Source organism: Mesorhizobium neociceri (assembly GCF_013520985.1).
GTDB lineage: Bacteria > Pseudomonadota > Alphaproteobacteria > Rhizobiales > Rhizobiaceae > Mesorhizobium > Mesorhizobium neociceri.
The window spans coordinates 293,377-311,800 of sequence record NZ_JACDTY010000003.1 but is presented as its reverse complement, the minus strand read 5'-3'; the positions used below and the strand labels follow the sequence as shown (position 1 = coordinate 311,800).

The window sequence follows — 18,424 nt, the reverse complement described above, 5'->3', positions numbered from 1 at the left end:
AAATGTATGTCATCCGTATGAAGAACTGCGCCTTCTTTGCCCGGCACGGCGTGCTGGACGAGGAGGAGGCGCTTGGCCAGCGTTTCTATGTCGATGCCGAGTTGACGGTCGAGCCCAGCCGTCCGCTGGAGGATGATTCCATTGAGGACACCGTCAATTACGGCATCGCCTTCACGGTGATTGAAAAGATCGTCACTGGACATCGCCGTTTCCTGATCGAGGCGCTGGCGCTCGAAGTGGCGAAGGCGCTGACGGCGCGGTTTCCGCAGATCAGGAAGGCCGAGATCACCGTGCGCAAGCCGAACGCGCCGGTGCCCGGCGTGCTCGATTATGTCGAGGTGACCGTTGTCTGGCCCGAATAATACGGTCTATCTCAGCCTTGGCGGCAATCTCGGCGATCCGGCGGCCTCGATGGCCACGGCGCTGCGCTTGCTCGATGCCGACGAGAGCACGCGCGTCATCGCCGTCTCCTCGCTCTACCGCACGCCACCCTGGGGCAAGCTCGACCAGCCGGATTTCCTCAACGCCGCCGCCGAAATCTCGACGGTGCTGGCGCCAAGGGCGCTGCTCGACCTCTGCCTCGAGGCCGAGCGCAAGCTGAAGCGGGTGCGCGAGGAGCGCTGGGGGCCGCGCCTGATCGACATCGACATATTGGTGTTCGGCGACCGCATCATCCACGAGACCGGGCTGGAGGTACCTCATCCCAGGATGCTGGAGCGCGCCTTCGTGCTGGCGCCACTGGCCGAGATTGCGCCGGAACTGGCGGTGGGCGGCCGCAGCGTCACCGAGCGGCTCGGCGCCGTCGATACGTCAGGCATAAAGCGGCTGTCTTCCGGCCGCGACTGGTGGCTGGGCTAGCCGGAAAACCCTCCGCCATCGAGAAATACCTGTTCGTCGGCAGTCGTTTCGCGGCCAAGCATTTTGTTCCGATGCGGGAACCGCCCGAAACGCTCGACGATGTCGCGATGCTCGACCGCGTATTTCACATAGTCCGGCGCCCTGGCAGTGGTGAGCTCGACCGATCTGTCCTGGTCGGCGGGCAGCTCGGAGTGCTCATAGGGCAGGTACAGGAAGACGCGCAGGTCTTCTTCCAGTGCAAGGTCATGGCCGGCTGCAATCGCCCTGGCGGCAAAATGCCTTGCCAATGGATCGGTGGCGTACATGTGGCCGCTGCCGCGAAAGCAGTTGCGCGGAAACTGGTCGAGCAGGATCATCAGCGCCAGCGAACCCTCGGCATGCTCCGACCAGGCGTCGCACTCGCGCCGTGCGGCAGCAAAGTGCAGGTCGAGAAACCGGCTGCGAAAATCCGCGTCAAAGGCATCGTTCTTCTCGAACCACGCATCTTCGCCGGCCTCGCGCCAGAATCGGGTGACGGCAAGCGCGCGCTCATCCAATGCGGTCATCGGCATTCCCCTGATCGGCAGGCTCGGATTTGTTCAACACACCGGCGGTTTCTTCATTCAGCGCCTGGCCGGGTCGACGTGGCGGGGCGAGCGGCGTCGGAATCGGCGTGCCGATATTGCCCCTTAGGAAGCGCCGGCCAGCCCGTATGCCTTCCGCCAGCTGCGTCTCGAAGCGGTCGTTGTCGCGGCGCCGAACATCCTCGATGACGTCGGCGACGTCTTCCGGTTCGACGCCAAGCGCTTCAAGCGCCGAGCCGCCGAAGACGAGAGCCGATTCGAAGGTTTCGCGCAGCTGGAAATCCACTCCGACGCGGATGAGCGACAGCGCGGTGCCGCGATCGTAGGCGCGCGCCAGGACGGTCAGCAGCGGGAACTCCGCCTTGATCAGTTCGGCGATGCGAACGGCAGCGTCCGCCTTGTCGACGCAGATCAGCACCGCGCGTGCTCTCCCGGCACCGGCGGCGCGCAAAATGTCGAGCCGCGTGCCGTCGCCATAGTAGACCTTGAAGCCGAAATCGGCGGCCGCCTGGATCATTTCGACGTCATTGTCGATGATCGACACGTCGATGCCGCGCAACAAAAGCGGCTGGCTGGCGATCTGGCCGAAGCGGCCGAAGCCGATGACCAGAACACTGCCGGTCAGGCCTTCAGCGACGTCGACACCTTCAAGCGACTGCTCGTCGCGCGGCGTCAGATATTTGAGCACGATGATGGCCAGCGGCGTCAGCACCATGGAGATGATGATGATCGCGGTCAGCGTGGCGTTGGCCCGGCTGTCGATGATGCCGACGGCCGCCGCCGCGGAATAAAGCACGAAAGCGAATTCGCCGCCCTGTGCCATGAACACAGCGCGCTCCAGCGCTTCGCGGTGGCCGCTCTTCAGCATGCGGGCGACGAGATAGATGCCGAGCGCCTTCATCACCATGTAGGCGACGACATAGATGGCGATCAGCCGCCAGTTGTCGACCACCACATGCAGGTCGAGCGACATGCCGACAGCGAGGAAGAACAGGCCAAGCAGGATGCCGCGAAACGGCTCGATGTCGGCTTCCAGCTGATGGCGGAAGGTCGATTCGGACAGGAGCACGCCGGCGAGGAAGGCGCCCATCGCCATCGACAGGCCGGAGAGCTGCATGACCAGCGCCGACCCCAGCACAACCAGAAGTGCCGCCGCCGTCATCACCTCGCGCGCCTTGGCGTCGGCCAGGATGCGGAAGAACGGATTGAGCAGATAGCGACCCGCCACCACCAGCCCGACGATGGCGCCAAGGCCGATGCCGACCTCGGTCAGTCGTTGCTGCAGGGTCATCTCGGCACCGCCCGGCGCCAGGAATGCGACCAGCGCCAGCAGCGGCACGATTGCCAGATCCTCGAGCAGCAGGATGGACACGATACGCTGGCCCTTGGGCGAGGCCATCTCGCCGCGCTCTTCCAGCAGCTGCATGACAATCGCCGTCGAGGTCAGCACGAAGCCGGCGCCGGCAACGAAGGACTGCGCGATCGGAAAGCCGCCGGCGAGACCAACACCGGTGAGCAGCAGTGCACAGACGCCAACCTGCAGCGCGCCAAGGCCAAAAATCTCGCGGCGCAGGCCCCACAGCCGCGACGGCTGCATCTCCAGCCCGATGATGAACAGGAACATGACGACGCCGAGTTCGGCGACATGCAGGATGGCTTCCGATTCGGAAAAAATGCCAATACCGAACGGGCCGATGACCACGCCGGCGGCGAGATAGCCGAGGATCGAGCCCAGGCCCATGCGTTTGAAGATCGGAACGGCGACGACGCCTGCGGCAAGCAGCGCCACCACCTGAATGAGATCGCTGCCCGATGCTTCCGCTGCCATGCCTCTTGTCCCTCTGTCTCGCAGCACTCCTTGCATGCACTGGGAGCGGGAGGCAAGGGCGAGAAGCCTGCCAAGACGGGTAGGGTGCCGTCGCAGCGATTCCCTCGATGGAACAACGGTCCGCGCTTGCCCGCCGGACGTTCGGCATCTATACCAGCTGTATGCCTGACTATTCGTCCCGCCCGTCGTCGCCACCACACATCCCGATGGATGCGCTCAGCGAAGTTCTGCAGGACTTTCGCTTGAGTGGTGTCAACTATGGCCGCTGCGAGCTCCGACATCCATGGAGCATAGATTTTCCGCAACAACCGCTGCTTCGGTTTCACTTTGTCGGCCAGGGTCCATGTTGGATTCATACCGAAGCCCAAGGCTGGCAGGAGTTGCGCGACGGCGATCTGGTGCTGCTGCCGCAAGGCACCGCCCATCGGCTGGCGAGTGCGCCGGATGTTGCCGGCGACTCGCTCGAGGGTTGCCAGGTGATCAAGTTGGGAGGCAACGTCTGCGAAGTGGTGCGGGAAGGAACGGGCGCGACAAGCACCCTTTTCTGCGGCTCCATGGCCCTGGGCTCCTGTGCGCTCAACCCATTGATCACGTTGATGCCGCCTATCATCAAGGGTTGCGACGTGGCCGGCAATGACCCGGTCGTCGGCCCTTTGCTGGCGGCCATGACGGCGGAGGCCGCGCAACCGCAGATGGGCAGCGCCACGATTCTGTCGCGTATGGCGGACTTGCTGACGGCCCGGCTTATCCGCTGCTGGGTCAATTGCAATGGAGCGTCGACCACCGGTTGGCTCGCAGCCATCCGCGACCCCCATATTGGCCGCGCCCTGGCAGCCATGCACAGGGACCCCGGCCACAACTGGACGCTGGGAAGCCTCGCCGGCGTGGCAGGCCAATCGCGCTCGATTTTCGCCGAGCGCTTCAGCGCTGTCTTGGGGGAGGGTGCTGCGCGCTATCTCGCCCGCCTGCGCATGCAGCTTGCCCGCGAATTGCTGGGACAAAACGGCTTGTCGGTTGCCGAGGTGGCTACCCGTTTGGGCTATGATTCCGAGGCATCCTTCGCTCGCGCGTTCAAGCGCATCACCAATGTCTCGCCCGGCGTTGTGCGCCGCACAATTCCCGGACGAATAGATATGAATTTCGGATTTTAAGATACATATCATCCGACAGGACTCGGCTATGAAGATCTCCAAACTTTGGAGATCCTTCCGTGACTGACACAACATTACAGCTTGAAGACGCCGCGATTGGCCTTGACGCCGATGCTTCAGCCGCGTGGAGCGCAGCCACCTGGTTCGCGGTCATTTCATTGGCGGCCACCAGCTTTGCGCTGGTGTCAGCCGAATTTTTGCCGGCAGGTCTGTTGACACCAATGGCGCGCGATCTCGGCATCAGCGAGGGAACGGCCGGACAGGTCGTCACCGCCACCGCTTCGGTCGGCGCCGTGACGGCCATGCTGAGCAATGTTCTCATCGGCCGATTGAACCGCAAGACGGTGCTGGTTGGCCTCATGGCCCTGGCGGTCACCTCCAATATTCTTGCAGCGCTGGCGCCCAACTTCTGGCTGCTGTTGCTAGGCCGGGCCGGGCTGGGGATCGCTCTCAGCGCTTTCTGGGCGCTTTCGGTTGCCGTCGTAGCAAGGCTGGTCGGCGCCAATGCGACAGGTCGAGGCATGGCTATCGTCACCCTCGGCGTCTCGCTCGCCACCATTGCCGCGCCGTCGATGGGTGCACTGATCAGCGATTGGCTCGGATGGCGCAGCGCCATGGCCATGACAGCGGGGCTGGCCGTGGTTGCCATGCTGCTGCAGTTTCTCAGCCTGCCGACCTTGCCTGCAACCGCTAGCAATAGCCTTGCAGACGTATTTCGGCTGACACGGCGGCGCGGCATTCAACTCGGCATGCTGGCCATTGTCTTGCTGATGACCGGGCATTTCGCTGGCTCTGTCTATGTGCGTCCCTTCCTCGAACACGTGACGCTGCTTGCAACCGGGCCGATTGCCCTGGCTCTGCTCGGATTTGGCATCGCCGCTGTGGTCGGCAATATTGCCGGCGGCCGCTTGGCCGACGCCAATATCCGCATAGCTCTCGTGGTGACCGCCGTCTTGATGGCGTTTGCGGCGCTGGCATTGGTGCTTTGGGGCGTGCACATCGGCGCTGCCTTCGCGTTCGTAACGCTTTGGGGCTTGGCCTTCGGCATGGGGCCGGTTGTGCTGCCGACCAATCTGTCGCGTGCGGCACCCGACGCGCTGGAAGCGGCGGGCAGCCTGATGGTCGTCTCTTTCCAGGTCGCCATCACCATCGGCGCGGTTGTCGGCGGTTATGTCGTGGACAACTACGGCGCCACGGCGCCCTTGACTCTGACCGCCGTCCTTGCCGCATCGACAGCTTTGCTGGGGCTGCTGCAGCCTCGCGGCTGAACGTTGCTCCCGCTCACGCCGGCGGCCTGGCCGCCGCGATGTTGCAGCCGCGTTACACAAGTTTATGCGGTGCGCGCGTTGCGTTTTGCCGCAATCGGCGGCTAAGGGACGCTCGGCTTCGGCCGTTGGAAGGCAGCGACGATCAAGTTCTGCCTTTGTGAGGAGATGACTGACATGAGGAAGTTTTTGCTCGTTGGCGTGGGTGTCGCCATGCTTGCCGCATCTGCCTGTTCCAAGGCGCCAGAATGCACGCAGGAGATTGCGGCCAAGAAGGCGCAGGAAATGACCGCCGCGCTGCAGGAGGCGATCACCAAGGATCCGTCCAAGGCGGCTGACCTGACGGCCAAGGTGCAGGCGGTGACGACCAAATACCAGGGCGCTACGACGCTGGACGAAGCCTGCAAGGCCTATGACGAGCTGACGGCAGCCATCAAGGGCTGATTTTCGTTCGGGGAATTGAAGAAGGCGGTGGCTCGGGCAGCCGCCGCCTTTTTTCTTTGCGTTGCCGACAGTCAGTTCTTCGCGATGGAGCCGACTTCGACGGCATCGACGCGCTTGAGACTCATGCCGATGACCGGCACCAGCTGCTGATCGACGCGCACGGCGATGGTCACCGTCATCGAATTATCGTCGGGAATGCGGGCCTGCATGACGCCGCGCAACTGGTTGCGGTTGATGGTGAAGACCACTTTGCGGGGATCGACGACATTGCCGCCGATGATGTCGAGGCCCGAACCCGCGGCGCCGCCCATGAAGTTGCCCTTGTAGTCGCGTCCCTTGCGCTCGACGGTCGCCGACATTTTCTGGGTGAACACACCGACCCGGCAGTCGCCGTCGAGCGACATGCCCGTCTTGTTGTCAGGCGTCGAGCCGTCGAAGCTGCAGGTGAATTTCGTGCCCTTGTACTTGCCGGCGACGATCTCGCCCGGGCCGACCCATTTGCCTTCTACGGTGCTGAAAAACTGCTTGTCGGGTTCGGCTGCAGAGGCTTTCCCGGCCAGGCCCAGAGGTGCTGCAAGCGCGACCATGGGCAGGACGCACGACAAGATTACGCTTTTCATAGACGACACCCGGCAACAAGGAGGCTGTTGTTGGACGACCATGAAGAAGATTGGTTAATGCTTGGTGACCGCGAGAGGACGTTCACTTGGCCGAGGCGGGTGTTTCACTCTCTTTTTTGGTCGCAAACGAGGTCAGCGCCGACAGGAAATCGCCCATGCCTGGCCGCCTGGCGGCAATGAAGGGCAGGGGCCGCGCCGTCTCCATCGCAGCGATGCCGATGCGCGCCGTCATCATGCCGTTGACAACGCCCTCGCCGAGTTTCGCTGAAAGCCGCGCGGCAAGGCCATGGCCGACGATCTGCTGGACAAAACTGTCGCCGACGGCGATCGAGCCGGTCACCGCCAGATGGGCAAGAACGCTGCGCGCCAGCCGGAAAAAGCCCAGCGTGCCGGGCCGACCGCCATAGAGCTCGGACAGGCGGCGGATCAAACGTCCGGCCTCGAACACGACATAGGCAACATCTACGAGAGCGCGGGGGCTGACGGCGGTCACCAGCGATACACGCTTGGCCGCTTCAAGAATCATCACCTTTGCCCTGGCGTCGAGCGGCCCGAGAATCTCGGTTTCGGCCAGCCGCACCAGATTGCCGCCGTCGATGATTTCGCCGCGCAATTGGCTGAGCGAGCGCCTGCCGGCCGCGGTTTCGGGCTTGGCCGCGACAAAGGCCGAGAGCTCGTCGACGACGGTCCTTGCAGCCTTCGGATCGTCGCGCGCCACGGCATCGAGAGCCCGCTTCTGCAGCTTTTCGACCTCGGCAAGCCGGGCGATGGCCAGGAATTCGCGCACCAGTATGATCACCAGCGCCAGCACGGCGATTGCAGCCATTCCGGCCGCCAGCCAGCCCAGCCATTGCGCCCGCTCGAACAGGTCGCGAATGAGCCGGTCGGTCCACACGCCGACGGCCAGCGAAACCAGGACGCCGACCGCGCCGAAAAACAGGCTGGCAAACAGCGAGCGCTTGCGCGGCGCGGTCGCAGGTGGCGGCTCGGCGGCGATGATGTCGGGTTCTTCGAAGACATCGATCTCGGCCGGGACAACGACGGCGCGCGGCTTGCGCGCAGGCGGCGGCTCGGCATGGCTGCGGGCCTGCTTCGGTTCGGCCTCCGGTTCGATGCGGAAAGCTGCCGGTCTGCGGGGCGCGGTCATGCCAGATGGTCTCCGATCAGGAACAGCAAGGCGCGGTCGAGCCTGATATGCGGCAGCGACAGCGTGACGCCCTCGGCGGTGCGTTCGAGCTTTGGTGGGCGAAAGCGCACGAAACGGATCGCCGGATCGTCGCTGCTTTGCCGGTGGTCGGCTTCGGACACGTCGAACACTGCTTCAATTTTCTCTGGCAAGTCCCCGGGAAATATAGCGGTTTCGGTTTTGCCGTCGAAGGTTTCGCCATTGATCTTCTCGCCCTTCAGCGGCGTACCGATGATCACCGGCAGCGTTTCACGGCCCTGTTTGACCGTGCCTTCGCGTGTCGCGCGCACCGCCGCCATGGCGACCACGTCGACATCGGCACCGGTAAAATTCGCCCGCGCCACGGCCCGGTCGGCAAGCCGCCGCACGATCGCCTGCAGCCGGTCATGGCTTTCGTGATGCAGGTGGTCGGCCTTGGTCGCGGCGACCAGAATGCGGTCGATGCGGCGCGAAAACAGATCGGTGAGGAAATTGCCCCGGCCGGGACGGAAACAGGACAGGATCTCGGTTACCGCGCGTTCGAGATCGGCCATCGCGCCGGGGCCGGCATTCAGCGCCTGCATGGCGTCGATCAGCACGATCTGACGGTCGAGGCGGGTGATGTGTTCGCGGAAGAACGGCTTCACCACATGTGTCTTGTAGGCCTCGTAGCGGCGCTCCATCATTGCTTGCAGCGAGCCGGAGCGTGGCCGTCGCTCGCCCTTGAGCAGCAGGGGCGCGAAAGTCAGCGCTGGCGATCCCTCGAGGTCGCCAGGCATCAGGAAACGGCCGGGGGGCAAGGTCGACAGCGCCCGCTCGTCGAGCTTGCAGGCCTTGAGATAGGCGGCAAAGCTCTCGGCCAGCCGGCGCGCCGTCATCTCGTCGGCGTCGGCATTGGGGTCGATCGTCGCCGACAGCGCCCGCCAGTCCCGCGACAGGTCGGCCCGCACCGGCAGCATCGCCATCTCGAAGGCTTCGTGCGAGAAATCGGCGAAGGATTTGCCGAGCAGCGGCAGGTCGAGCAGCCATTCGCCGGGGTAGTCGACGATGTCGACCGACAATCGCCCGCTGGAAAACATGCGGTTCCAGCCGGACGCCGATTCATATTCGATGGTGAGCCTGAGTTCCGAGATGGCGCGCGTCGAGTCCGGCCAGATGCGGTCGTTGACCAAGGCTGCGATGTGATCCTCGTACTGAAAACGCGGCACCGCGTCATCCGGCTGTTCCTCGAGGAAGGCGCGCGCGATACGTCCAGATTTCTGCGCCTCGAACAGCGGCAGCCGCCCGCCATGGATCAGATTGTGGACAAGAGCCGAGATGAACACCGTCTTGCCGGCACGGGAAAGGCCGGTGACGCCGAGCCGCAGCGATGGCGAAAACAGCCCGCTTGCCCGCCCCGACAGCGTATCCAGGGCAATTCTCGCTTCGTCGGTGAATGTCGTCAGCGATGATGCCAAAATCTGTCTCTCAGGCGTGCTCTTACGCCCCGATATAGGCTTTGAGGCTCAAGTTTGAAATGGCGCCTGGGTTCTGGCCGGTTCTGCTCAGAGATCTGCGGGCGTCAGGAAGGCTTCGAGATAGCCGCCACCTTGCGCGGCTTCCGCAAGGTTGCCGCTGAAGCGCACGACCGCGAGGCCTGAGGTCGGGAAACCATGGTTCATGATGGCCCGCGCCGCCTCGTCGCCGTCGCCCGAAACTGCCATGGCAAGGTCTTCCGTCATCGGATTGTGGCCGATGACCAGCAGCGAGCCCGGTCCGCCATTGCCACGGATGATAGCGAGATAACCGGCGGCATCCTCGCTGTAGAGCGTGTCGAAAAACAGCACCCGGCCGGTATCGGTGTGGCCGGCGATGCCCTCCAGCGTCTGGCGCGCCCGCTTGGCGTTGGAACACAGTGTGATATCGGGAATGTAGTTGCGGGCACGCATCGCCGTCCCCATCATTTCGGCATCGGCAATGCCGGATGCGTCGAGCGGGCGGTCGAAGTCGCGCACGCCGGGCAGGGCCCATCCAGCCTTTGCATGCCGCAACAGATACAGTCTGCTCACCGGACCCCCATGGTGTGCTGCCCATCAAATGACGCAATTGGATTAGCCACGAGAAAGGTGGATTAGCCACGAGAAAGGGCTGGCGCACAATGGGCGACGACACTCAAGCGCAACGAATCATGTGCGAATTCGCCCGCGCCCTTGCTGTGGAAGGCTTTGCCCTTACGGCATTAACAATTGCGTGAAACGCGCGCCGATTACGCTTGTGCAGCCTTCTCTGCGCGAATATATAGGCGCGAAATTTGGGGTTGTTGGGTGAGTCGAATGAACGATATCGTTACCGCCAATTACGTACCCTCCGAAGACGAGCCGTTCATGAACGAACGGCAGAAATCCTACTTTCGCCTGAAGCTCGTCACCTGGAAGAACGACATACTGCGCGAAGCGCGCGAAACTCTCGAAATCCTGCAGCAGGAAAACGCCAACCATCCCGATCTCGCCGATCGCGCTTCCTCGGAAACCGACCGCGCCATCGAACTTCGCGCCCGCGACCGCCAGCGCAAGCTCATCTCAAAGATCGATTCGGCGCTGCAGCGCATCGATGAAGGCACTTACGGCTATTGCGAGGAAACCGGCGAGCCGATCGCGCTGAAGCGCCTCGACGCGCGCCCGATCGCGACCCTGTCGATCGAAGCGCAGGAGCGCCACGAGCGCCGCGAGAAAGTCTATCGCGACGATTGAGCCGCGACTGCAGGACAGAAATTGAAAATGGCCGGGATTTCCGGCCATTTTTTGTTTTTGGGTTCGTGGCAAACGGTCGTCCCTGAATGTCACACCGGAACGTCAAATTCGATTCAGTATTGGATGCCGATTCAGCAAACAGGCGCGAAATCATCTCGCCAGTGCAAAAATCAACGAGGCAGGACAGTTCGTCGTTTCAGTGAAACGGTGAAACGTTCCAGGCCATCGGCCATTTCGATTCCCACTATCGCTTCTGGCTGGCGAGCTCGCCGAGCAGCTTGGTCATCTCGTCGTCGAGAGACTGCGGTGCCTTCGCCGCCGGCTTGCTGGCGTGCGAATCATCGAGCGAGACCTCGAGCTCCCGCATCAGCGTGTCGTCGATGGACTCGCGCTTCGGTGGCGGTGGGGTCTGCCGGGCGGTATTGGCGGCCGCGCCATAGGCCGGCAGCGGTGTCACATTGCTCGCCTGGTAGATTGGGGCTGGTTTTGGCGCTGGTGCTGCCTGGCGTGGCGGAATGGCGGCCGGAGCAGCCCTTACCGGTTGCGGCGGTGGCGCCTGCCTTGCAGGTGCGGCGGGCGCGGGCTGCGCCGCGCGCGGACGCGGCGCCTGTTGCTGTTGGCCACCACCGCCGCCATCGCCGGTCAAGGCCGGACGGCGTGGCGCCGCCAGCCGGATGTCGCGCTCGACCACAACGTCGGTCGGGCCGCCGATCAAAATCAGGTGTTCGATATCGTCGCGACGTATGAGCACCAGCCGGCGGTGGCTGTCGACCGCGGTGGCGTCCATGACCGCCAGCCGCGTCTTGCGATTGCGGCCGCCGGCAACGAAGGTACCGAAGGTCAGGTTGCGGACCAGCCTGATGATGACGAGCACGATGACCAGCAGGACAAGGGCGGCAAACGTCCACAGCAGCGCTGCGGCATATCCAGGACCCGCCACGCTATCCAGCCACTGCATCGGTGCCCCCAAATCGGTTTTTGAAGTGGAGGCGACACTAGACCGTTGCGACCGGCCACCGCAAGTTGCCTTCACGCTTCGTGAACAGCTTGAAACACCGGCACGTCATTTTTATCGGACATTTGCTGCCAAGGCCTTTTCCGGATTAGGAGAATGTGATTCAACCGCCCTGGGGCGGTGTCGGATATCAGGAATTCACGAGCAGGGGGCATATGGCCAGGGAAACGCGCGGCGATTTCTATCCGGTACCGATCGTCGACCAGAACACGCGGCCGGGCGCGGTTACCCGGCTCATCGTCTTCATCATCGTTTTGACCGGGGCCGCGGTCGTTTTCGGCCTTTTCCGCGAGCGGCTTGGCGATCCCTTCCTGCTCGGCATGCTGGGCGTGCTTGCCATGATCGGCGTCGGCTTCCTGTTTGCCACGGCCATCGGCTTCGTGCAGATCGCGCCGCGTTCGACCGGGGATGAACTGTCGAAGGCCTTCGTCGATTCGATGTCGCAGGGCCTGATCGTCACCGACACCAAGGGCCGCGTCGTTTACGCCAACCGCGCCTATGCCGAGATGACCGGTGCTGCGTCGGCAGCCGATCTGAAGACGGTCGAAGGCCTGCTTTCCGATGTTCCCGAAGCTTCGGTGACCATTTACCGGCTGGCCTCGGGTCTGCGCGACGGCCAGGCCGGCGACGGCGAATTCCGGCTGGCGCAGTCGATCCGGCCCGGCGCCGAACCAGGCGCACGCTGGTACCGGGCGCGGGCCCGCACCTTCAGCGTTCCCGGCCAGCGTCTGCCCATGCTCGCCTGGCAACTTGCCGACATTTCGCAGGAACGGGCCGAGCAGGAGCGTTTCTTCCTCGACCTGCAGAAGGCCATCGATCATCTCGACCACGCGCCGGCCGGTTTCTTCTCGGCCGACCAGGAGGGCCGCGTCACCTACATCAACGCCACACTCGCCGAATGGCTGGGCATTGATCTGGCGAGCTTCACGCCTGGCGCGGTCACGCTGCAGGAAATCGTCGCCGGCGACGGCATGGCGCTGGTGCGCTCGGTCAAGGCCGATCCCGGCACCACCCGCAACGCGGTCATCGATCTCGATCTGACGACGACGACCGGCGAGGCGCTGCCGGTGCGCTTCATGCACCGTGTCTCGGCCAGCCGCGAGGGGACCAACGGCCCGACCCGCACCATCGTGCTCAACCGCACCCAGGGCGAGGACGCATCCGCCGACCTTCGGGCGTCGGAAGTGCGCTTCACCCGCTTCTTCAACTCGACGCCGATGGCGATTGCCGGCGTCGACGCCAGCGGCCGCATCCTGCGCACCAACGCGCCGTTCCTGTCGCTGTTTTCCTCCGTCGTCGACCGCGATGCCGTCGACCGCCGCGTGCGGCTGGATACGGTCATCCACGAGCGCGACCGTCCGGCCTTTGCCGCCGCCTTCGAGAAGGCGCGGCTCAGGCAGGCCGACATCGAGCCGATCGACACGCTGCTGCCCGGCAACGAGGAACGCCACATCCGCTTCTACGTCAACGCGGTCGCCGACGGCACCGGCGGCGAAGGGGCAGAAGAATCGGCCATCGTCTATGCCGTCGACACCACGGAGCAGAAAGCGCTCGAGGGCCAGATGGCGCAAAGCCAGAAGATGCAGGCGGTCGGCCAGCTCGCCGGCGGTATCGCCCACGACTTCAACAATGTGCTGACCGCCATCATCATGGCGTCGGACCTTTTGCTGACCAATCACCGGCCGTCGGACCCGTCCTTCCCCGACATCATGAACATCAAGCAGAATGCCAACCGGGCGGCCTCGCTGGTGCGGCAGTTGCTCGCCTTCTCGCGCAAGCAGACGCTGCGGCCGGAAGTGCTGAACCTCACCGACGTGCTTGCCGACCTCAGGATGCTGCTTGCCCGCCTCGTCGGTAATGACATCAAGCTGAAGGTCGACCACGGCCGCGATCTATGGCCGGTCAAAGTCGACATCGGCCAGTTCGAGCAGGTGGTGGTCAATCTCGCGGTCAATGCGCGCGACGCCATGCCGGCCGGCGGCGACCTCACCGTGCGCACCCGAAACGTCACCGCCGAAGAGTGCAAGAGCTTTTCCTACCGCGAACTCACCCCGGCCGACTATGTCGTGGTCGAGGTCGAGGACACCGGCTCCGGCATCGCGCCGGACGTCCTGAAGAAGATTTTTGAACCCTTCTTCACCACCAAGGAAGTCGGCAAGGGCACCGGCCTTGGCCTGTCGATGGTCTACGGCATCATCAAGCAGACCGGCGGCTTCATCTACTGCGATTCCGAAGTCGGCAAGGGCTCGACGTTCCGCATCTTCCTGCCGCGCCATATCGCGGAAGTGAAGAAGCCGGGTGAGGCCGGGGAAGCGCCGGCGGCCCCGGTGAAAGTTGCCGATACTGCCAAGGACTTGTCGGGCTCCGCAACGGTGCTGCTGGTTGAAGACGAAGACGCGGTGCGCATGGGCGGCTCGCGGGCGCTGACCTCGCGCGGCTACACCGTGCACGAGGCGTCCTCGGGCGTCGAGGCGCTGGAAGTCTTCGAAGCGCTCGGTGGCAAGGTCGACATCGTCGTGTCCGACGTGGTTATGCCGGAAATGGACGGCCCGACGCTGCTTGGCGAATTGCGCAAGCGCCAGCCCGACATCAAGTTTGTCTTCGTGTCCGGCTATGCCGAAGATGCCTTCGCCCGGAACCTGCCGCCCGACGCGCAATTCGGCTTCCTGCCGAAGCCGTTCTCGCTCAAACAACTGGCCACTGTCGTCAAGGACGTGCTTGAATCCTGATGCATGTCGCTCAAAAGTGGCCCCGGTTTTGAGAAAACGACATGCATAAAACAAAAACTTAAAGCGCGTCGCTGGCGACGCGCTTTAGAGCCCCCTAATTCACCGCTTGCGCAATGACGTGACGCTGCCATGATTGCAGGCGAAACGGGCGGCGGGTTTTGGGGAGCATGTCGTGACGCCGCACAACGAGGCAGCCAAGGGTGACTATGCCGCAACCGTGCTGTTGCCGGGCGATCCGCAGCGCGCCGAGTGGATGGCAAAGACGTTTCTTGAAGCGCCGCGCTGCGTCAACCGCCGCAGGGGCGCGCTGGGCTTCACTGGCCTCTATCGCGGCCGGCCCATAAGCATCCAGGCCACCGGCATCGGTGTGCCGTCCTTCCTGATCTATGTGCATGAGCTCCTGGATTTCCACGGCGTCAAAACGCTGATCCGTACCGGCACCTGTGGCGGCCTGACGACCGACGTGCCACTGCGCTCGGTCGTGATCTCGCAGTCGGTGCGCGCCGAAAGCGAGCGAAGCGGCCAGGTCTTCGGCCTCTACGATGCCGCCGCCGGGCCCGATCCCGGCCTGTTTGCCCACGCGTTGGCCTGCGCCGCTCAACTCGGCATCGGCCATCAGGCGGGGCTGACCATCTGCAGCGATGTATTCTATCACCCGGAAGGGCGCGCTCGATTCGCTGAAGCACAGGCGCTTGGCGCGCTTGCCGTCGACATGGAAACCAGCGCGCTTTACCGCATCGCGGCACATTTCGGCGCCCGCGCCCTGTCGCTGCTGACCGTCGTCGACAACATCGTGACCGATGAACAGACTGCCTATTCCGAGCGCCAGGCGCTGTTCACCGACATGGTGCGGCTCGGACTCGACGTTGCGGCCGAGGGATAAGCCCTCAAGCCGCTTCGCGCTTTGGCGTCAGCTCATCCATATCCGGCCGGTGGCCGCGCAGATAGAGCGCGCAGGTCGTGCGCAACATCGAGGCAAAGTTGGGGATCGCGCCGTTGATCTCGATCGCCTCGTCATAGAGCTTTGAGATGAACTTAGGCGTCGTCAGGCCCTGACTGTCGGCAATCTCGTCAAGCAGCGCCCAGAATGTCGCTTCAAGCTGGATGCTGGTCGAGTGTCCGTCGATGCGGATCGATCGGTTGATCTGTCGGTAACCTTCCGGATCCTGCCCGGCAAAAACCCTGCACATTCCTACCTCCCGATATTGTTGGTTTTGGGCGCAGTGAGTCGCGCCTTCAGGCGTATATTTATCCAACCATTTTCGGCCCGAAAGCAACAAACGGCAATCGGACTTTGGTCGCTAAGCGCAGGCATAGCAGGGATTGCAAATTTAGCCGTGGTAACCGGCTGCCACCACCTTTTATCAGCGCCGCCCATAATCGCCTCCAACATGCAGCGACGGAGACTGATTTGGCGAAAGCGATCCATTCCATGATCCGGGTCCTCGAGGAGGCCCGATCCGTCGATTTCTACAGAAACGCTTTCGGGCTCGATATCGCCGACAGGCTGGATTTCGAGACATTCACGCTGATTTACCTCGCCAACGCCGAAACCGGGTTCGAACTCGAGCTCACCGTGAACAAGGGCCGCGCCGAGCCTTATGGGCTTGGCGACGGTTACGGCCACCTGGCGGTCTCGGTCGCCGATCTCGATAGCGAGCACGACCGGATCGGCGCGCTCGGCCTCAACCCCAAGAAAATCGTCGAGTTCAATCGCGATGGGTCGCTGATCGCCCGTTTTTTCTTCATCGAGGACCCCGACGGCTACAAGATCGAGGTTCTGCAGCGTGGAGGGCGCTTCCAGTAGGGGATTATTCCGCCGCGTTCAGCCGCGCGACGCCAGCAACGGCGCTCTTCAAGGGCGCAAATAGCAAGCAGGGAGGAACAAAATGGTCACGATCTATGACGCGAAGCCTGGGCTCTCACGTCGTGAACTTCTCAAGCGCGGTGGCATCGGCGCGCTGCTCGTCATCTCCGGCAGTGCGGTCATCAGCCCCGAAAATGCCTGGGGTCTCGAGACATCGGCGCTCAAGCCCGAAACCATGGCGACGCTGATCCAGATGGCGCGCGACATCTATCCGCACGATCAGGTCCCGGACAAATACTACGCCATTGCCGTGAAAGGCCATGACGAGCAGGCCGGCAAGGACGCCGCCTACAAGACGATGATCGAAGACGGCATTGCCGACCTCGACAAGAAGTCGGGTGAGGGCGGCTATCGCGGCCTCGGCTGGGAGGAGCAGCGCGTCGCCGTGCTGCAGCAGATCGAGGCGACGCCGTTCTTCCAGTCCATCCGCGGCGGCCTCGTCGTCAGCCTCTACAACCAGCAGGAGGTGTGGCCGATCTTCGGCTACGAGGGCGAATCCTACTCCAAGGGCGGCTACATCGCGCGCGGTTTCGACGACATCGAGTGGCTCTGAGCCTCCGTCGTTCTGAAACCCGCAAACAGGAATTCATGGGAGGAAACCATGGCAGCTTCATTTGATCTCAACAACGACGGCGTGGTCGTCATCATCGGCTCCGGCGCCGGCGGTGGCACGCTCGGCAACGAACTCGCCCAGAAAGGCGTCGATGTCGTCATCCTCGAGGCCGGCGCCCGCCACGAATACGAGGATTTCATCAACGACGAGTGGGCCTCCTTCAGCCAACTCGCCTGGACGGACAAGCGCACGACTTCCGGCGACTGGCGGGTGTCGAAGGATTTCCCGAATTTGCCGGCCTGGATAGTCAAATCGGTCGGCGGCTCGACCACCCACTGGGCAGGCGCCTCGCTGCGCTTCCAGGAGCACGAGTTCAAGACGCTCTCGACCTACGGCAAGCTGGAAGGCGCCAACCTTCTGGACTGGCCGGTCACGCTGGCCGAGATGGAGCCGTACTACGCCAAGGCCGAAGCCAAGATGGGTGTCACCGGCACCAATGGCTGGCCGCGGCTGCCCGGCAACAACAATTTCAAGGTGCTGAAGGCCGGCGCCGACAAGCTCGGCTACAAGGAATGCCATACAGGCAACATGGCCATCAATTCGGTCGAGCGTGACGACCGCATGTCCTGCCAGCAGACCGGTTTCTGCTTCCAGGGCTGCAAATGGGGCGCCAAATGGTCGACGCTCTATACCGAGATCCCCAAGGGCGAGGCGACCGGCCATCTCGAAGTCAGGCCGAATGCCATGGCGATCAAGATCAACCATGACGCCTCCGGCAAGGTGACCGGCGTCGTCTATGCCGACAAGGACGGCAAGCTGCAGGAGCAGAAGGCCCGCATCGTCACCGTCGCCGGCAACTCGATCGAAAGCCCGCGCCTGTTGCTCAATTCGGAGTCGTCCAAATTCCCGCACGGCCTCGCCAATTCGTCGGGGCAGGTGGGCAAGAACTACATGCGCCACACCACCGGCTCGGTCTATGCCATCTTCGACAAGCCGGTGCACATGTATCGCGGCACCACCATGGCCGGCATCATCCGCGACGAGGCGCGGCACGATCCCTCACGCGGCTTTGTCGGCGGCTACGAGTTCGAGACGCTGTCGCTGGGGTTGCCTTTCATGGCCGCCTTCCTCAATCCGGGCGGCTGGGGCCGTTCTTTCACCACGGCGCTCGACCACTATGACCACATGGCCGGCCTGTGGATTGTCGGCGAAGACATGCCGCGCGCGGAAAACCGCATCACGCTGCACAAGGACGAGAAGGATGCGCATGGCATGCCGATTGCCGACGTGCATTTTGACGACCACCCCAACGACACGGCGATGCGCAACCATGCCTACAAGCAGGCCACAGCTCTTTACGACGCGGTCGGTGCAACGCGCTCCTTCCCGACGCCGCCCTATCCCTCGACCCACAATCTCGGCACCAACCGGATGAGCGAGAAGGCGGAAGACGGCGTCGTCAACAAACACGGCCAGGCGCACGACACCAAAAACCTGTTCGTGTCGGACGGCAGCCAGTTCACCACCGGGGCGGCGGAGAACCCGACGCTGACGATCGTGTCGCTGGCGATCCGCCAGGCCGAATACATCGCGTCGCAAATGTCGGCCAAGACGATCTGAGCCGACCCTAGACCGTC

19 protein-coding genes are annotated in these 18,424 nt (G+C 63.4%); 11 read left to right on the top strand and 8 right to left on the bottom strand.

Features of this window, described 5'->3' with window-relative positions; genetic code table 11:
• Nucleotides 1–2: 2 nt before the first annotated feature.
• Together folB and folK are read left to right on the top strand one after the other, a co-directional pair.
• Nucleotides 3–362, top strand: coding sequence for a dihydroneopterin aldolase (folB, locus tag H0241_RS09490; protein ID WP_112395424.1), 360 nt, complete (start codon nucleotides 3–5; stop codon nucleotides 360–362).
• On the top strand, nucleotides 346–858 hold the full coding sequence (gene folK / locus H0241_RS09485; protein WP_181057159.1) for a 2-amino-4-hydroxy-6-hydroxymethyldihydropteridine diphosphokinase: 513 nt from the start codon (nucleotides 346–348) through the stop codon (nucleotides 856–858). The genes folB and folK overlap by 17 nt, the downstream gene beginning before the upstream one ends.
• Here the strand turns inward: folK and H0241_RS09480 are convergent.
• Both H0241_RS09480 and H0241_RS09475 read right to left on the bottom strand, forming a co-directional pair.
• Entirely contained in the window at nucleotides 855–1,403 is a 549-nt protein-coding gene (locus H0241_RS09480; protein WP_181057158.1) for a DUF924 family protein, read from the bottom strand. The two genes, folK and H0241_RS09480, sit on opposite strands and share 4 nt — an antisense overlap.
• Entirely contained in the window at nucleotides 1,387–3,249 is a 1,863-nt protein-coding gene (locus H0241_RS09475; RefSeq protein WP_181057157.1) for a monovalent cation:proton antiporter-2 (CPA2) family protein, read from the bottom strand. The genes H0241_RS09480 and H0241_RS09475 overlap by 17 nt, the downstream gene beginning before the upstream one ends.
• A gap of 161 nt (nucleotides 3,250–3,410) precedes the next feature.
• Between H0241_RS09475 and H0241_RS09470 the strand changes: the two genes are divergently transcribed.
• The 3 genes from H0241_RS09470 to H0241_RS09460 all read left to right on the top strand — a co-directional run bounded on the left by H0241_RS09470 (nucleotide 3,411) and on the right by H0241_RS09460 (nucleotide 6,109).
• Nucleotides 3,411–4,400, top strand: a complete 990-nt coding sequence (locus H0241_RS09470; RefSeq protein WP_181057282.1) for an AraC family transcriptional regulator — start codon at nucleotides 3,411–3,413, stop codon at nucleotides 4,398–4,400.
• 59 nt (nucleotides 4,401–4,459) lie between these two features.
• On the top strand, nucleotides 4,460–5,668 hold the full coding sequence (locus H0241_RS09465) for an MFS transporter (RefSeq protein ID WP_181057156.1): 1,209 nt from the start codon (nucleotides 4,460–4,462) through the stop codon (nucleotides 5,666–5,668).
• Nucleotides 5,669–5,842: 174 nt separating this feature from the next.
• Entirely contained in the window at nucleotides 5,843–6,109 is a 267-nt protein-coding gene (locus tag H0241_RS09460; protein WP_181057155.1) for a hypothetical protein, read from the top strand.
• 71 nt (nucleotides 6,110–6,180) lie between these two features.
• Here the strand turns inward: H0241_RS09460 and H0241_RS09455 are convergent, their stop codons facing one another.
• From H0241_RS09455 to H0241_RS09440, 4 genes are all read right to left on the bottom strand, one after another.
• Nucleotides 6,181–6,729 (bottom strand): hypothetical protein, encoded by a 549-nt coding sequence (locus tag H0241_RS09455; protein ID WP_181057154.1) that lies wholly within the window; start codon nucleotides 6,727–6,729, stop codon nucleotides 6,181–6,183.
• Between the two features lie 82 nt (nucleotides 6,730–6,811).
• Nucleotides 6,812–7,876: a YcjF family protein gene (locus H0241_RS09450; protein ID WP_181057153.1), complete on the bottom strand. Its 1,065-nt coding sequence runs from the start codon at nucleotides 7,874–7,876 to the stop codon at nucleotides 6,812–6,814.
• Nucleotides 7,873–9,351: a YcjX family GTP-binding protein gene (locus H0241_RS09445; protein ID WP_181057152.1), complete on the bottom strand. Its 1,479-nt coding sequence runs from the start codon at nucleotides 9,349–9,351 to the stop codon at nucleotides 7,873–7,875. Before H0241_RS09445 ends, H0241_RS09450 begins: the two co-directional genes overlap by 4 nt.
• A gap of 87 nt (nucleotides 9,352–9,438) precedes the next feature.
• Complete coding sequence (locus tag H0241_RS09440) at nucleotides 9,439–9,942, bottom strand: SixA phosphatase family protein (RefSeq protein ID WP_181057151.1); 504 nt, start codon at nucleotides 9,940–9,942, stop codon at nucleotides 9,439–9,441.
• Between the two features lie 264 nt (nucleotides 9,943–10,206).
• On the opposite strand from H0241_RS09440, the gene dksA reads away from it, so the two are divergent.
• Nucleotides 10,207–10,623: an RNA polymerase-binding protein DksA gene (gene dksA / locus H0241_RS09435; protein ID WP_181057150.1), complete on the top strand. Its 417-nt coding sequence runs from the start codon at nucleotides 10,207–10,209 to the stop codon at nucleotides 10,621–10,623.
• 244 nt (nucleotides 10,624–10,867) lie between these two features.
• Here dksA and H0241_RS09430 read toward each other — a convergent pair whose 3' ends face one another.
• Complete coding sequence (locus tag H0241_RS09430) at nucleotides 10,868–11,581, bottom strand: flagellar biosynthetic protein FliO (protein ID WP_181057149.1); 714 nt, start codon at nucleotides 11,579–11,581, stop codon at nucleotides 10,868–10,870.
• A 212-nt stretch (nucleotides 11,582–11,793) separates the two neighbouring features.
• Between H0241_RS09430 and cckA the strand changes: the two genes are divergently transcribed.
• Entirely contained in the window at nucleotides 11,794–14,367 is a 2,574-nt protein-coding gene (gene cckA / locus H0241_RS09425) for a cell cycle histidine kinase CckA (RefSeq protein WP_181057148.1), read from the top strand.
• A 172-nt stretch (nucleotides 14,368–14,539) separates the two neighbouring features.
• Nucleotides 14,540–15,250: a purine-nucleoside phosphorylase gene (locus H0241_RS09420; RefSeq protein ID WP_181057147.1), complete on the top strand. Its 711-nt coding sequence runs from the start codon at nucleotides 14,540–14,542 to the stop codon at nucleotides 15,248–15,250.
• Nucleotides 15,251–15,254: 4 nt separating this feature from the next.
• Here H0241_RS09420 and H0241_RS09415 read toward each other — a convergent pair whose 3' ends face one another.
• Entirely contained in the window at nucleotides 15,255–15,557 is a 303-nt protein-coding gene (locus H0241_RS09415) for a ribbon-helix-helix domain-containing protein (RefSeq protein ID WP_181057146.1), read from the bottom strand.
• A gap of 221 nt (nucleotides 15,558–15,778) precedes the next feature.
• On the opposite strand from H0241_RS09415, the gene H0241_RS09410 reads away from it, so the two are divergent.
• The 3 genes from H0241_RS09410 to H0241_RS09400 all read left to right on the top strand — a co-directional run bounded on the left by H0241_RS09410 (nucleotide 15,779) and on the right by H0241_RS09400 (nucleotide 18,407).
• Nucleotides 15,779–16,174, top strand: a complete 396-nt coding sequence (locus H0241_RS09410; RefSeq protein WP_181057145.1) for a VOC family protein — start codon at nucleotides 15,779–15,781, stop codon at nucleotides 16,172–16,174.
• Between the two features lie 82 nt (nucleotides 16,175–16,256).
• Nucleotides 16,257–16,787, top strand: coding sequence for a gluconate 2-dehydrogenase subunit 3 family protein (locus H0241_RS09405; RefSeq protein WP_181057144.1), 531 nt, complete (start codon nucleotides 16,257–16,259; stop codon nucleotides 16,785–16,787).
• A 48-nt stretch (nucleotides 16,788–16,835) separates the two neighbouring features.
• Entirely contained in the window at nucleotides 16,836–18,407 is a 1,572-nt protein-coding gene (locus tag H0241_RS09400; protein ID WP_181057143.1) for a GMC family oxidoreductase, read from the top strand.
• Nucleotides 18,408–18,424 lie beyond the last annotated feature (17 nt).

Excerpts from the sequence above, each read along its gene's own strand:
- H0241_RS09460 (WP_181057155.1), top strand. The coding sequence starts at position 5,843 with ATGAGGAAGTTTTTGCTCGTTGGCGTGGGTGTCGCCATGCTTGCCGCA.
- H0241_RS09415 (WP_181057146.1), bottom strand. The coding sequence starts at position 15,557 with ATGTGCAGGGTTTTTGCCGGGCAGGATCCGGAAGGTTACCGACAGATC.
- H0241_RS09455 (WP_181057154.1), bottom strand. The coding sequence starts at position 6,729 with ATGAAAAGCGTAATCTTGTCGTGCGTCCTGCCCATGGTCGCGCTTGCA.
- H0241_RS09480 (WP_181057158.1), bottom strand. The coding sequence starts at position 1,403 with ATGACCGCATTGGATGAGCGCGCGCTTGCCGTCACCCGATTCTGGCGC.
- dksA (WP_181057150.1), top strand. The coding sequence starts at position 10,207 with ATGAACGATATCGTTACCGCCAATTACGTACCCTCCGAAGACGAGCCG.
- H0241_RS09405 (WP_181057144.1), top strand. The coding sequence starts at position 16,257 with ATGGTCACGATCTATGACGCGAAGCCTGGGCTCTCACGTCGTGAACTT.
- H0241_RS09470 (WP_181057282.1), top strand. The coding sequence starts at position 3,411 with ATGCCTGACTATTCGTCCCGCCCGTCGTCGCCACCACACATCCCGATG.
- folB (WP_112395424.1), top strand. The coding sequence starts at position 3 with ATGTATGTCATCCGTATGAAGAACTGCGCCTTCTTTGCCCGGCACGGC.
- H0241_RS09475 (WP_181057157.1), bottom strand. The coding sequence starts at position 3,249 with ATGGCAGCGGAAGCATCGGGCAGCGATCTCATTCAGGTGGTGGCGCTG.
- H0241_RS09400 (WP_181057143.1), top strand. The coding sequence starts at position 16,836 with ATGGCAGCTTCATTTGATCTCAACAACGACGGCGTGGTCGTCATCATC.
- H0241_RS09430 (WP_181057149.1), bottom strand. The coding sequence starts at position 11,581 with ATGCAGTGGCTGGATAGCGTGGCGGGTCCTGGATATGCCGCAGCGCTG.
- H0241_RS09450 (WP_181057153.1), bottom strand. The coding sequence starts at position 7,876 with ATGACCGCGCCCCGCAGACCGGCAGCTTTCCGCATCGAACCGGAGGCC.
- cckA (WP_181057148.1), top strand. The coding sequence starts at position 11,794 with ATGGCCAGGGAAACGCGCGGCGATTTCTATCCGGTACCGATCGTCGAC.